This window comes from Streptomyces liliifuscus, from assembly GCF_016598615.1.
Taxonomy (GTDB): Bacteria; Actinomycetota; Actinomycetes; order Streptomycetales; family Streptomycetaceae; genus Streptomyces; species Streptomyces liliifuscus.
Genome location: NZ_CP066831.1, coordinates 6,347,073 through 6,361,202, shown reverse-complemented (window position 1 = coordinate 6,361,202; position 14,130 = coordinate 6,347,073). Strand labels below are relative to the sequence as shown.

The following is a 14,130-nucleotide window of genomic DNA, read 5'->3' as shown; positions in this document are numbered from 1 at the left end:
CGGACATCCAGACTCCGCCCGACTTGCCCACATTAAGCACATGAAGCACTTAATTCCCCACCTGTGCCAGTGAATTGAGTCACGTCCGTCCCGGACGGTCACTTTGCCCGGCCGGTCGATTCACCTTTGCTCAAAGCAAGTTGAACTTCGCCTTCCGAATGGATCAAGAATTCCCATCCGTCCCGAACAGGCAAATGACATCGCGATGTGAATTCTGGGCTTGTTCACGGCATGTGCTCTCGCATACGTTCACGTCACTCCGGATGGACCGCCTAATCCTGCCGCCGCCCGGAGATCCCAACCACCCATTCACTCGCGTACGGCAGGAGCGGGGGACCCAGGTAGGCCGCCGGTCCGGATTCCGGAACGGCTCGGGGTGAAGCCGCGTGCAGCATGCGGCCGGGCAGCTCCCGCCCGAACCCGACAGCTCACCTCGCAGGCGTCGGAGAGGAAACGCGCCATGGCCGCACGAGGCAAGCACCGCCGCCCCAGAATGAACACCCTCACGCGTGGCATCGTCGCCGCGGGAACCGGCGGAGCCGCGCTCGCGCTCCCCCTCGTGGGGGCCACCGGCGCCCACGCCGCACAGCCGACGCAGACCGCCCAGGCCGCACCGTCCGCGGTCCCGCAGGTCTCGCTCGTCACGTACAAGGTGGTCGCGGGCGACACCCTGACCAAGATCGCCAAGAAGCACTCCACGAGCGGCGGCTGGCAGAACCTGTACAAGGCCAACCGCGCGGTCATCGGCAACGACCCGGCGGTCATCCGCCCGGGCCTCAAGCTGACGGTCGGCACGAAGAACGCCCAGACCTCGGCGAAGAAGGCCACGGCGACCAAGGCGACCACCGCGTCCGCCGTCACCCCCGCCGCCGCGAAGACGTACACGAACGACCTCGACGGCTGGATCAAGGAGTCGCTGGACATCATGGCCCAGCAGGGCATCCCGGGGTCGTACGACGGCATCTACCGCAATGTCATGCGCGAGTCGTCGGGCAACCCGCAGGCCATGAACAACTGGGACTCCAACGCCGCGGCCGGTACGCCGTCGAAGGGGCTCCTCCAGACCATCGACCCGACCTTCAACGCGTACCACGTGGCCGGCACCTCGATGGACCCCTTCGACCCGGTCGCCAACATCACGGCGGCGTGCAACTACGCCGCCGCGAGGTACGGCTCGATCGACAACGTCTTCGGGGCCTACTGAGCGGGCCGACGGCGAACAGGCCGCCGGTACCGGGCGGGCCGGTACCGCGAACCTGTACCGGGCGGGCCCGCGACGAGGGGAACCCACCTCTCCGCGGGCCCGCCCGGTGCCGCGCCTTCTCGGCGACGCGGAGCTAGGGCCGCGGGCCGAAGAGCCGTTCCAGTACCACCGCGATCCCGTCGTCCTCGTTCGACAGGGTCACCTCGTCGGCCACCGCCCGGAGTTCGGGGTGCGCGTTGGCCATCGCGACGCCGTGGGCCGCCCAGTCGAACATCGGGATGTCGTTGGGCATGTCACCGAAGGCGATCGTTGTGGCGGGGGTGAGGCCGAGATGTTCGGCCGCCAGGGCGAGCCCCGTCGCCTTGGTCACGCCACATGGCTGGAGTTCGACTGTGCCGGGTCCTGACATCGTGACCGTGGCGAGGGAACCGACCGCTCCGCGGGCCGCGGACGCCAACTCGTCGTCGGACAGCAGGGGATGGCGCAGCAGCACCTTGCTGATGGGTTCCGTCCACAGGTCGTCGCGACGCAGGACGCGGACCGCTGGGAGTGTCGGGTGCGGCATCTCGTACCCCGGCTCGATGAGCGTGAGTCCGTCGACCCCGTCCTGGTCGACCGCGGCGTACACGTCCCCGACCTCCGCCTCGATCTTGCCGAGCGCCGTCTCGGCCAGCTCGCGGTCGAGGGTGACCGACCAGACCATGCGCTCGGCGCCGGCGTCGTACAGCTGCGCCCCCTGACCGCACACCGCCAGTCCCTGGCTGCCCAGTTCGTCCAGCAGGGGGCGTACGCGTGGTGCCGGGCGCCCCGTCACCACGAGGTGCCTGGCACCTCTCCCGATTGCCATCGCCAGCGCGGCGCGTGACCGGTCCGACAGGGTGTCGTCGCCTCGCAACAACGTCCCGTCCAGGTCAGTGGCGATGAGTGAATATGCAATCGGTGCGGCCATGATCAGAGAATACGGATCGAACGCCCCAACGACTCGACGGGAACCGGACGTCGTCCGGTATCTCGTCAGGCACAGGGGTGCCCGTCGGCACCATCCGTCGGCCGCCCGGAGGCAAATCGCAGGCGCCGAGGAGCAGTTGACCATGGCCGCCCTGCTCCCGAGCCCCCGGTCAACCGGCCCCTCGCCCGCTCTCGGCCCCGCCTCCCCGTGCCCGGCCTCGCCCCGTGGACACGGCTCGCGCACGGCCTTCGCGGCCGCTCGGCGGCTTCAACGACGCGTCGATGCGTACGCGCACGAAGCGGAGGTTCCGTTCAGCCGCGCGCCCCCACCAGATGCCGGACCAGCCTCGGTGAGGCGAACTCCGTGCCGCACACGAACCGCATCACGGGCCCGTACGAAGCCGCCGCCGGCAGCCCCGTGAAGTACAGCCCGGGTACGGAGGACCTGAACCCGGCGCCCAGCTTCGGTGTCCCCCGGCTCACCGCCAGCTCCGTACGCAGTTCGTGCCCGAGGAAGTCCATCGCCGCGAGATCGACGCGGTATCCGGTCGCGGCGACGACGTGGTCCGCGGAGAGTTCCTCGACGCGTCCGTCGAGGGTCCGGACGGCGAGGGCCGGATGGCCACCCTCCGATCCGGAGCGGACGATCCGCGACACCTCGCTCACCCGCACCGTCCCCTCGAACCGCTCCCGCAGCCACCAGGCGCCGAGCGGGCCGAGCACCCGGCGGACGAGGAAGTGCCGGGCCTGCGGCGGCAGATGGCGGTACGGGTGGGGGTAGTAGCTGAGTGCCCACAGCGACCAGGCCCGTCCGAAGGGCGACCCGGGGCGCAGCCTCGGCTGCGTCCAGGGGGGCGCGCCGAAGGCGACCGATCCCTTGCCGCGCGCCACCACGCGCACCTGCGCGCCCGCCTCAGCCGCGAGCGCCGCCGTCTCCAGGGCGGACTGGCCCGCCCCCACGACGATCAGCTCCTTGCCGGAGAACCGGGACAGGTCGTGGAGCTGCGAACTGTGCGAGACGGGCCCCGTGGGGGTCGGTCCGTCGGGCGCGGCCGCGGCCAGCTCGGGCGGCAGATATGCCAGCCCGGACAGCCCTGTCGCGACGACGACCGCCCGAGCGGTGAACAACTCCCCGGAGTCCAGCTTGAGTTCGAAGCCCGCCGGGCCGCGCCGACCGCCCCCTGGGCCACCCCGTTGACCGATCCGCCCGGTGTCCCCCTGATGGCCGCGCCGGTCGACCGAGACGACCCGCACCCGCTCCAGGTCCGGCACGAGCTTCTGCCGGAACCACTCCCCGTACGCGACGAACGTCTCGACCGGGACGATGTCCTCGTCCGTGACGAGTCGGCGGATGCCGGCCGCGTCGCAGTAGTCGACGAGGTTGTGCCCGCGCTGCGGGGCGTCGATGTTCGAGGCGGCCGGGGTCGACTTCAGAAGCATCCCCTCAGGCATGTGAGCGCGCCAGCTCACCATGGGCTCACCGAACACCCGTACCGGAATGCCGCGCGCTCGCAGATGCGCGGCGGTGGACAGGCCGAAGGGCCCGGCACCGATCACTGCCACCGGCTCCATCACGAAGTCCCCTCCCCAGGACGCTGCTTCGCCGTACGTACTGCTCGCGTACTGCTCGTTCTTGGTCGGACAGGCCCCTCAACCCGCGGTCGCGCGGGCACTCCGGCGGTTGGTCCGCCACAGCTGGTACATGTGCTTCACTCCGGGCCGTACGAAGCGCGCGAGCATGGTGAAGAACGGCCGCAGATCGTCCGCCGCCAGCCACGCCAGCTCCGTGCCGCTCGCGTGGGCGGGGGCGTGCGGTGTCGTGTAGCCGCTGCGGCGGTACGCGAGCAGGGCGGGCAGGTCGATGTTCTCCACGATGTACCGCCGGCCCGCGAGCTGTTCCCCCTCCGGAACGGTGCGGCCGGTCAGGTCCAGATGCATGGCACGGACGACGTCGATGCCCGACTCGCTCTCGAAGAGCCGGAACTGCGCGCCCATCCGCGGGTTGAAGTCGAGCAGTTTGTAGCGGCCGTCGCGCCGGTCGAAGCGCAGGTCGAGGTCGACGACGCCGCTGAAGCCGATCTGTTTGATGAAACGCGCCGCGATGTCCGCGAGTTCCGGATTGTCGACCACGTACGCGTTCGCCGTCATCCCCGCGTGCGGCGGCCAGGAGCGGACCTTGACGCCGGTGAACATGGCGAGCGGCGTCGAGTCGGCGTCGAAGTAGGCGTGCACGATCCAGTCCTCGGCGTCCTCCCTGGGCAGATACTCCTGGAGGATCACCCCGGGGTGCTCGCCCCAGCCGCGCGCGAGCGCGAGCAGCCCGTCGCGGGTCGCGATCCGGGTCGTCCCGCTCACGGCCGGGCGCGAGCGGCGCACGAAGGCCTCGCAGTTCTTGGCCACGAGCGGGAAGGCCGCCTTCGCCGCGAAGTCCTCGATCTCCTCGTACGACTCCGGGCAGGCGGACTCCGGGCTGGGTATGCCGTGCTCCAGGCAGAGTTCGTGCAGACCCTGCTTGCTGGCGAGGCGGCGCGGAAGGCCGGCGTCCACTCCGGGAAACAGGAAGCGGTCCGCGAGTTCCGCCTGGTGCTCGGCGATCAGCACCGCGGCCTCCTCGTCGGTCGGGATCAGCACGGTGGGCCGGCCGATCCGGCGCCCGACGCGCAGCAGCCCCTCGACGAGCCGCTCCGGCCGCTCCGTGCCCGTGGTCGGCCAGACGAACGCCTGCCGCAGATGCCGCGAGGCGGCGGCGGGCGTGTACCGGTCCTCCGTGATCGCGTACATCGGTACGCCCAGGCGCCCGAGGCTGCGGATCGCGCCCACTCCGCCGTGGTGCAGCGGGTAGTCGCCGAACTTCACGATCAGGCCCGGCACTTCCCGGTCCAGGTCGAAAGGCACGCCGGAAGGCATGCCTGCGGAGCTTCTGGCCACGGGTCCCCCCACGTGTCCCCCCTACGGACGCGGACCCAACTCGCCCGTGTCCCCCGAATGGACGCTAAGCCGGAATCAACCACTCCGACCCGGGCCCCAATCGGACATTGCGAACTCTTGCGCACCCTTTAGAACGGACATTGCGAACCCTTTAGACACTGCCCAAGAAGGGCAACTCCCCCGTAACGTGTGCCCCACCCACACGGAAAGCGAGGCAGCACCCCATGCCCCCCTTCGATGTCCCCGAGGGCGATCCCTTCGGCCCGCACAATCTTCCGTACGGCGTGTTCTCCCTTGGCGGGCCCGGCACCGGATCCGACAGCGGGTCCGACGGCAAGTCCAACAGCGACTCCGGCCGGCGGAGCGTGGGCGTTCGGCTGGGCGACCACGTGCTGGACGCGGGGGCCGCCGCCGTGGAACTCGGCTCCCCGTACGCCGCGCTGCTCGCCCGTCCCTCGCTGAACCCACTGCTCGCGGCCGGCCGCACGGCGTGGTCGGACGTGCGGCGCGCGATCACGGCGTGGGTGACCGTGCCGGCGCACCGCGAGACGATCGCGCCCCTGCTGCACCCGCTCTCCGAGGTGACACTCCACCTCCCCTTCGAGGTCGCCGACTACGTCGACTTCTACGCCTCCGAGAACCACGCCCGTAACGTCGGCCAGATCTTCCGCCCCGACGCCGAGGACTCCCTCACCCCCAACTGGAAGCACCTGCCGATCGGTTACCACGGCAGGTCGGGCACCGTCGTGGTCTCCGGGACCGAGGTCGTACGCCCCTCGGGCCAGCGCAAGGCCCCGGCCGACCCGGCGCCTGTCTTCGGGCCGTCCGTCCGGCTGGACATCGAGGCGGAGGTCGGCTTCGTGGTCGGCACGCCCTCCGCGATGGGCACGGCCGTGCCGCTGAGCGGCTTCCGCGACCACGTCTTCGGGCTCTGCCTCCTCAACGACTGGTCCGCTCGCGACCTCCAGGCCTGGGAGTACGTCCCCCTCGGCCCGTTCCTCGGCAAGTCCTTCGCCACCTCGGTGTCGGCCTGGATCACCCCGCTCGACGCCCTGGACGACGCCCGGGTCGCGCCCCCGACCCGTACGCATCCGCTGCTGCCGTATCTGGACGACGCCTCCGACGCCTCGGAGGACCCCGGCGGCTACGACCTGCGTATCTCCGTCGCGATCAACGGCCACGTCGTCTCCGAGCCGCCCTTCTCGACCATGTACTGGACGGCCGCCCAGCAGCTGGCCCACATGACGGTGAACGGCGCGTCGCTGCGCACGGGTGATCTGTACGGGTCGGGCACCGTGAGCGGGGCCTCGGACAACGAGCGGGGCTCCCTTCTGGAGCTGACCTGGAACGGGCGCGACACCCTCGAACTGCCGGACGGCAAGCGGACGTTCCTGGAGGACGGGGACACGGTGACGCTGACCGCGTGGGCTCCTGGGCCGCATGGCACGCGGGTGGGTCTTGGCGAGGTGAGCGGGCGGGTCGTGGCGGGCGCGTAGCCGTCTGCCCCGCGGGCGCGTCCGGCAACGCGGCGGGCGCGTAGGCGGGCTTGCCCGTACTTGGCCGGGGCGGGCCGTGCCTGGCCGGGGCGGTCCTTGCCTGGCCGGGGCCGCCCTTCCAGTGGGGCGCGTTGGTGTTCGCTGACGCGGAGTCGTTCGGATCTGCGGGGCGGTGGGGGCTTGGCGCGCAGTTCCCCGCGCCCCTGAAGGGGCGCCTGCCGAGGCGGTCTCTTTACGGGGTGTCCGTAGTGGCAGATCTTGTCGCGTCCCCGGAGAAGCCGCAGGTCATCCGGTCGGCCGGTGGAGTCGCTGGTGGCGCAACACTCCGGCAACACCAGATTCCGTACCCCGTCGGTATGGTCCGTCGCATGCCCAGCGAACGCATCCGTGACCATGCCGGCCAGGGCGCGACCACCGTCGCCGCCCGTCGGCGGCGGCTGCGCGCGGACCGGGCCAGGCAACTCGCCGACCTGCTGCGCCACCAGGTGCTGGCGGGCGGTTTCCCGCACGGCACGCTGCCGCACGAGGCGGCCATCGGCGCCGACTACCGGGCCTCGCGCAACACCGTGCGCCAGGCCCTCGACCTGCTGCGGGCCGAGGGTCTGGTGGAACGGCAGCCCGGTGTCGGCACGGTCGTCGTCGCCGAGAAGTACCCGCACGGGCTCGACCGGCTGATGGGACTCGCGGAGACCCTGCGCGAACACGGCCGGGTCAGCAACGAGGTCCGCACCGCGGGCCCGGTCGCCGCACCGGCCCCGGTCGCCGAACGGCTGCGGGTGCCCGTCGGCGCCGACGTCCTCTACATCGAGCGGCTGCGACGGCTCAACGGCCTCCCGCTCTCCCTCGACCTCACCTACATCCCACTCGACCTCGGCACCGCCCTGCTCGGCGCCGACCTGGAGAACACCGACGTCTTCCGCCTTCTGGAAGGCATCACCGGACAGCCGCTCGGGCACGCCGAGATCACCCTGGAGGCCGTCAACGCCGACGCGCACTCCGCGACGGTTCTGCAGGCCCCGCGCGGCTCGGCCGTCCTGATGCTGGAGCGCCTCACCCACCTCGCCGACGGCCGGCCCGTCGACCTGGAGTTCATCCGCTTCCGCGGCGACCGCATCACGATGAGCGGTCTGCTGCGCCGCTCGCTCTGACCTCCCCGCCCCCTTTCCCGTATCTGCGGGACCTCCCTGGAGACAGCCATGCCCTTGGCGCCCCAGCGGGCCGACGTGCCCGTGACCATCGACGAGTCGAAGTGCATCGACGGCTGCACTCTCTGTGTGGACATGTGCCCGCTGGACTCCCTCGCCATCGACGAGAGCAACGGCAAGGCCTATATGCACGTCGACGAGTGCTGGTACTGCGGCCCGTGCGCGGCCCGCTGCCCCACCGGAGCCGTGACGGTCAACATGCCCTATCTGCTCCGGTGAGAGGCCAGAATCCCCATGAAACGCACGGCAGTTGCCCTGTCCGCGGTCGCCCTGCTGCTTCCCCTGTCCGGCTGCGGCGGCAGCGCGGAGGCCGGTAGCGGCAACACGGTGACGGTCACCGTGGGCTACCAGTCCAAGACCATCAACACCGTCACCGCGGGCACTCTCCTGCGCTCCCTCGGTTCCTTCGAGCAGCAGCTGAACGCCCTCCACGACGGCCACACCTACAAGGTGAACTGGCAGGACTACGCGACCGGCGCCCCCATCACCGCGCAGATGACCGCCGGGAAGATCGACATCGGTTCGATGGGCGACTTCCCGCTGCTGATCAACGCGGCCCGCGGCAAGCAGCTGGGCCGCCCCACCCACCTCGTCTCCGTCACCGGCTACAACCTGCGCGGCGGCCTCAACACCGTCGTCACGGCGCCGGATTCGAAGCTCGACTCCCTCGACGACCTGCGCGGCAAGAAGGTCTCGACGAGTATCGGCTCGGCGGCCGACGGCACGCTCGTACGGGCCCTGCAGCGCGCCGGGATCAACCCGGACAAAGGCATCGAGAAGCTCAACCAGCAGCCCGCGGTGGGTGCTTCGGCACTCTCGGCGGGCAGCACGGACGCGCTCTCGCAGTTCGTCGCCTGGCCGGGCCTGCTCGCCTTCCAGGGCAAGGCGAAGGCCCTGTACGACGGCGCCGAACTGAACCTGCCGACCTTCCACGGGGTCACCGCCCGCGAGGACTTCGCGAAGAAACGCCCCGCCGTACTGGAGGCGTTCCTCAAGGCCCAGGCCGAGGCGACGGACTACCTCCACGACCACCCGGTGGCCGCGGCGGAGAAGGTCGCGAAGGCGACCGGGCTGCCCGCCGAGGTCGTGTACCTCTACAACGGCGCGCACGGCATCGCCACCTTCGACCCGGCGATCAAGCCGAAGCTCGTCTCCGCCCTGAAGGAGGACGTCTCGATCCTGAAGGCGGCGAAGCTGACCGGTGACGTGGACGTGGACTCCTTCGTCGACGACCAGTACGTCAGGAAGGCCCTCGGCCCGGACTACGCCGAGCGCCTGGCCTCGGCGCCCGCACCGGCCGCGAGCGAGGTGTGGCCCAAGGGCGCCGCCGAGACCCGTACCTTCAAGTCGCCCGCCGAGCTGCTGGGTTACGTCGCGAAGCACAAGGACGGGATCCGCGCCGCCTACGTCCCCGACGCCACCACCGGCACCCTGTGGTTCGCCGACAAGGCGGTCTGGCTGGCCGACGGTGACGAGCTGCTGCCCTTCGTCGCCCCGGGGACCGCGAAGGCGTACGTCGCCGGACACGCCGACGCCCGCGTCATCACGTACGCCGGCGCACTGGAGCGGGCGTCGTGACCCGGTACGTGCTGAGGGCGGTCTCACTGGCGGCCGCCCTCGGTCTGTGGCAGCTGCTGACCAGCCTGAACGTCGATCTGTGGCTGCGCTTCTCGCAGTTCCCGACGGTCGCCGACGTGGCGCACGCCTTCGCCGACCGGGTGAGCGGCCCCGACTACTGGACCGACCTCACCGACAGCCTCACCCGGATCCTGTCCGGCTTCCTGCTCGCGGCCGTCCTGGGCGTGGCCACAGGCGTGCTCGTGGCCCGCTCCCGCCTCGCCGAGGACCTGCTCGGCCCGCTGCTGGAGGTCGTCCGCCCGATCCCGGCGATCGCCCTGGTCCCCGTCGCGATCCTCCTCTTCCCCTCCAACGAACAGGGCATCGTCTTCATCACCTTCACGGCCGCCTACTTCCCGGTCCTGGTCTCCACCCGGCACGCGGTCCGCGCGCTGACCCCCGCCTGGGAGGAGGCCGTACGCACCATGGGCGGCGGCCGGTGGCGGATCCTCGGCTCGGTCGTCCTGCCGGGCGCCCTGCCCGGCATCTTCGGCGGCCTCTCCGTCGGCATCGGCGTCTCGTGGATCTGTGTCATCTCCGCCGAGATGATCTCCGGCCAGTACGGCGTCGGCTACCGCACCTGGCAGGACTACACGGTCGTCGACTACCCCGGCGTCTTCGTCGGCATGGTCACGATCGGCGTGCTGGGCTGGCTCACCTCTACGGCCGTGGAACTCCTCGGCCGCCGACTGACCCGCTGGCTCCCGCGCACGTCGTACGTCCCCGCGGCGCGCACCAGGACACCGAAGCGCCCTTCGCACGCCGGTCACGCCCCCACCGCCGTCCGCACCGAGGAGGCGCGCGATGAGCACCTCGTCTGAGACCCGAACGTCCGCCGAGACGAAGGAGGCGGTGCGGGCACCCGCGCCCGTACGCGGCACCCGGCTCACCCTCCGCGCCGCCACGCTCGGCCGACCGGACGCCTCCGCTCTGACCGACGTCGACCTGGATGTCGCCCCGGGCGAGATCCTCACCGTCGTCGGCCCCTCGGGCTGCGGCAAGTCGACGCTGCTGCGCACGCTTTCCGGGCTGCTGCCCGTCCTGGCCGGAGCGGTGGAGCAGGACGGCCGGCGGATCGAAGGACCGGCGGCGGACCGCGCCCTGGTCTTCCAGGAGGACGCCCTGCTCCCCTGGCGCACCCTGCGCGCCAACGTCGAACTGCCCCTGGCCATCCAGGGGCTGCCGCGCGGCGAACGAGGGAGGCAGGCCGAGTCCTGGCTCGACCGGGTCGGACTCGCCGACCGGTCACGGCAGTTGCCGCACCGCGTCTCCGGTGGCCAGCGCCAGCGCGCGCAGTTGGCCCGCGCGCTCGCCCCGCGCCCGCGCGCCGTCCTGATGGACGAACCCTTCGGTGCCCTGGACGCCCAGACCCGGGCCGGCATGCAGGACCTGCTGGTGGAGGTGCTGCACGGCACGGGAGCGACCGTCGTCTTCGTCACCCACGACGTGGACGAGGCACTGTTCCTCGGCGACCGCGTGGCGCTCCTCGGGTCCGGCCGGCTCACCGCGGTGCGCGAGGTGCCACGGCCACGCGACCGTACGGCGCACGACGACCCCGCACGCGTGGCTCTGCGCCGCGAAGTCCTCACCTCCCTGAGCACGTGAAAGGCACCCTGGTGGACACCCCGGAAAGCCCGGACACCCGCGAACCCGGCGACACCCTCCTGGCGATCCCCGCCCTCGGTGACGCCGAGGAGCTCTCCTGCGACGTCCTCGTCATCGGCGGCGGCACGGCCGGCACCATGGCGGCGCTGACCGCCGCCGAGCGGGGGGCCGACGTGCTGCTGCTGGAGAAGGCGCACGTCCGGCACTCCGGCGCGCTCGCCATGGGCATGGACGGCGTCAACAACGCGGTCATCCCCGGCCGGGCCGAACCCGACGACTACGTCGCCGAGATCACCCGCGCCAACGACGGCATCGTCGACCAGTCCACCGTCCGCCAGACCGCCACCCGCGGCTTCGCCATGGTCCAGCGCCTGGAGTCGTACGGCGTGAAGTTCGAGAAGGACGAGCACGGCGAGTACGCCGTCCGCCAGGTCCACCGGTCCGGCTCGTACGTGCTGCCGATGCCCGAGGGCAAGGACGTCAAGAAGGTCCTCTACCGCCAGCTGCGGCGGCGCGAGATGCGGGAGCGGATCCGCATCGAGAACCGGGTGATGCCGGTGCGCGTGCTGACGTCCCCCGAGGACGGGCGCGCCATCGGGGCGGCCGGCTTCAACACCCGCACGGGCCAGTTCGTGACGGTCCGCGCGGGCAGTGTGATCCTCGCGACCGGCGCCTGCGGCCGCCTCGGCCTGCCCGCCTCCGGCTACCTCTACGGGACCTACGAGAACCCCACCAACGCCGGTGACGGCTATGCCATGGCCTACCACGCGGGCGCCGAGCTCACCGGCATCGAGTGCTTCCAGATCAACCCGCTGATCAAGGACTACAACGGCCCCGCCTGCGCCTATGTCGCCAACCCCTTCGGCGGTTACCAGGTCAACCGGCACGGCGAACGCTTCGTCGACTCCGACTACTGGTCGGGCCAGATGATGGCGGAGTTCGCCGCGGAGGTGGCGAGCGACCGGGGCCCGGTGTACCTCAAACTGAGCCATCTGCCCGAGGAGTCGATCTCCGCCCTGGAGTCGATCCTGCACTCCACCGAGCGGCCCACCCGCGGCACCTTCCACGCCGGTCGCGGTCACGACTACCGCACCCACGACGTCGAGATGCACATCTCCGAGATCGGCCTGTGCGGCGGCCACTCGGCCTCCGGCGTACGGGTCGACGACCACGCCCGTACGACCGTGCCGCGGCTGTACGCCGCCGGGGACCTGGCCTGCGTCCCGCACAACTACATGATCGGCGCGTTCGTCTTCGGTGACCTCGCGGGGGCGGACGCGGCCCAGTACCGCACCCACGAGGGCGAGTTGCCGGACAACCAGCTGCGCGAGGCGCACGAGTTGATCTACCGCCCGCTGCGCAACCCGGAAGGGCCGCCCCAGCCCCAGGTCGAGTACAAACTCCGGCGGTTCGTGAACGACTACGTGGCGCCCCCCAAGTCCGGTGCCCGGCTGTCGCTCGCCGTCGAGTCCTTCGAACGGATGCGCACCGACATCTCCGAGATGGGCGGGCGCACTCCGCACGAGCTGATGCGGTGCGCCGAGGTCACCTTCATCCGCGACTGCGCGGAGATGGCTGCCCGCGCCTCGCTGGCCCGCACGGAGTCCCGCTGGGGCCTCTACCACGACCGCACGGACCATCCCGCGCGCGACGACGTCTCCTGGTTCCACCACCTCGACCTGCACAAGTCCCCCTCTGGTTCGATGGAGTTCACGGCTCGTCCCGTGGCTCCCTACGCCGTCCCCGTCGACGGCTTCGACCCGACCGGCGGCCCCTCCCGGCACCTCGGCGAGGTCCATCCGGAGGGCGTGGCCACGGCCGGCGCCCGGGACGCGGCTCCCGTGGCCGCGCGGCCGTCCACCGCCATGGCCGGGAGCCCCGGTCCCGACGACAACAGCGACCACGCCGACAGCGAGGTCACCAACGGCGACAGCGCCCGCGAGAACGCCTCGCCCCGGCTGCTCGAACTCCTCGCCCTCGCCGAGGAGGAGCCCGAACTCGCCTCCGTCCAGCCCTACTTGACCGACCCCGAGCCCTCCGTCCGGCGAGCGGCCGTCAGCGTGCTCACCGAGACCACGCCCACCGGAACCGGTCCGGCGCTGGCCGCCGCACTCGCCGACACCGACGCTGCCGTTCGCGCCGCCGCGGCGGCCTCGTTGCGCGAACTCGTCGAGACGCTCACGCCGGAACCGGCTCTGCGCGACCCGCTCACCCACGCCCTCGCACAGCCCGACCCCGTCGTCCGCGGCGCCGCCCTCGACGTTCTGCGTGCCCTGCGGCTGGGCGACGCCGGCCTCTTCGCCCGCTCACTGGGCGATCCTGAAATCTCCGTCCGTATCGAAGCGGTCCGGGCACTGGTCTCCGTCGACGCGGCCGACGAACTGGTTCGGGCGGCGGACGACACCTCCCGCGAGGTCCGGGTGACCGTGGCCAAGGCACTGGCGACGGTGGGCACGGACGCCGACCGCCGGAACATGGCTGTCGCCGCGGGCGCGAGGGGCGCAGCGGGCGGTGAGACGGTCGAGGGCACCGCTCCGGCGCCGGGCGCCACGGCCGCCGACGCCGTGCTCGCCGCCCTGGACCGTCTCACCGAGGACACCGACGCCCTGGTCCGCGGCGCCGCCTTCGCGTCGCTGGCCGGCACGGGGTGCCCGGCGCCGCTGGCCGAACGCGCCGTCCGCGCTCAGGCGGATCCCGCTTGGCAGGTCAGGTCCGGCGCCGCCACCGCACTGTCCGCGGCCGACGCCGAGGTGGCCGTGCCGGCCCTCGCCAAGGCGCTGGCCGACCCGAACGCGGACGTCCGCAAGGCCGCCGTCCTGGCACTCGTCCGCCATACGCAGCCAACGGAGTTCGGCGAGCAGGGCGAATTCTCGGAAAGCGGGACAGGCCGGGACGGCGGAACAGGCGGGGACGGCGGAGCAGGTGGGGACGCTTCGCTCGCCTCCACCGCGACGGCCGTCGCCGCAGCCCGCGAGGCCCTCTCCACGGCCGCGACCGACTCCGACGCCGACGTCAGGGCGTACGCGTCACGCGCTCTGTGACACGCACGCGGTGCCCAGGCTGAAGAGCTGGGGCGCAGCCCAGCTCTTCGGCGCGGGGAACTGCGCGACCAGCCCCCACCGACCCG

Annotated in this window: 11 protein-coding genes and 1 riboswitch; of the genes, 8 read left to right on the top strand and 3 right to left on the bottom strand. The window is 71.6% G+C overall.

Annotated elements, in window-relative coordinates:
- The first annotated feature begins 292 nt into the window (after positions 1–292).
- Positions 293–457: riboswitch (cyclic di-AMP (ydaO/yuaA leader) on the top strand.
- Positions 458–460: 3 nt separating this feature from the next.
- Complete coding sequence (locus JEQ17_RS27345; RefSeq protein ID WP_200397673.1) at positions 461–1,204, top strand: transglycosylase SLT domain-containing protein; 744 nt, start codon at positions 461–463, stop codon at positions 1,202–1,204.
- Positions 1,205–1,337: 133 nt separating this feature from the next.
- Here the strand turns inward: JEQ17_RS27345 and JEQ17_RS27340 are convergent, their stop codons facing one another.
- From JEQ17_RS27340 to JEQ17_RS27330, 3 genes are all read right to left on the bottom strand, one after another.
- Complete coding sequence (locus JEQ17_RS27340) at positions 1,338–2,153, bottom strand: HAD family hydrolase (RefSeq protein ID WP_200397672.1); 816 nt, start codon at positions 2,151–2,153, stop codon at positions 1,338–1,340.
- Between the two features lie 311 nt (positions 2,154–2,464).
- Entirely contained in the window at positions 2,465–3,727 is a 1,263-nt protein-coding gene (locus tag JEQ17_RS27335) for an FAD-dependent oxidoreductase (protein WP_200397671.1), read from the bottom strand.
- A 75-nt stretch (positions 3,728–3,802) separates the two neighbouring features.
- Positions 3,803–5,059: a carboxylate--amine ligase gene (locus JEQ17_RS27330; protein WP_200397670.1), complete on the bottom strand. Its 1,257-nt coding sequence runs from the start codon at positions 5,057–5,059 to the stop codon at positions 3,803–3,805.
- A 245-nt stretch (positions 5,060–5,304) separates the two neighbouring features.
- On the opposite strand from JEQ17_RS27330, the gene fahA reads away from it, so the two are divergent.
- From fahA to JEQ17_RS27295, 7 genes are all read left to right on the top strand, one after another.
- Positions 5,305–6,576 carry a fumarylacetoacetase gene (gene fahA, locus JEQ17_RS27325; RefSeq protein ID WP_200397669.1) on the top strand — a complete coding sequence of 424 codons (1,272 nt, stop codon included), beginning with the start codon at positions 5,305–5,307 and terminating at the stop codon, positions 6,574–6,576.
- A 368-nt stretch (positions 6,577–6,944) separates the two neighbouring features.
- Complete coding sequence (locus JEQ17_RS27320) at positions 6,945–7,724, top strand: GntR family transcriptional regulator (protein WP_200397668.1); 780 nt, start codon at positions 6,945–6,947, stop codon at positions 7,722–7,724.
- A 48-nt stretch (positions 7,725–7,772) separates the two neighbouring features.
- On the top strand, positions 7,773–8,000 hold the full coding sequence (locus JEQ17_RS27315) for a 4Fe-4S dicluster domain-containing protein (RefSeq protein ID WP_010986276.1): 228 nt from the start codon (positions 7,773–7,775) through the stop codon (positions 7,998–8,000).
- Positions 8,001–8,015: 15 nt separating this feature from the next.
- Positions 8,016–9,359 carry an ABC transporter substrate-binding protein gene (locus JEQ17_RS27310; RefSeq protein WP_200397667.1) on the top strand — a complete coding sequence of 448 codons (1,344 nt, stop codon included), beginning with the start codon at positions 8,016–8,018 and terminating at the stop codon, positions 9,357–9,359.
- Positions 9,356–10,219: an ABC transporter permease gene (locus tag JEQ17_RS27305; RefSeq protein WP_200397666.1), complete on the top strand. Its 864-nt coding sequence runs from the start codon at positions 9,356–9,358 to the stop codon at positions 10,217–10,219. The genes JEQ17_RS27310 and JEQ17_RS27305 overlap by 4 nt, the downstream gene beginning before the upstream one ends.
- Positions 10,203–11,003 (top strand): ABC transporter ATP-binding protein, encoded by an 801-nt coding sequence (locus JEQ17_RS27300; protein ID WP_200397665.1) that lies wholly within the window; start codon positions 10,203–10,205, stop codon positions 11,001–11,003. The genes JEQ17_RS27305 and JEQ17_RS27300 overlap by 17 nt, the downstream gene beginning before the upstream one ends.
- 59 nt (positions 11,004–11,062) lie before the next feature.
- On the top strand, positions 11,063–14,044 hold the full coding sequence (locus JEQ17_RS27295) for a fumarate reductase/succinate dehydrogenase flavoprotein subunit (RefSeq protein ID WP_200401748.1): 2,982 nt from the start codon (positions 11,063–11,065) through the stop codon (positions 14,042–14,044).
- Positions 14,045–14,130: the final 86 nt, after the last annotated feature.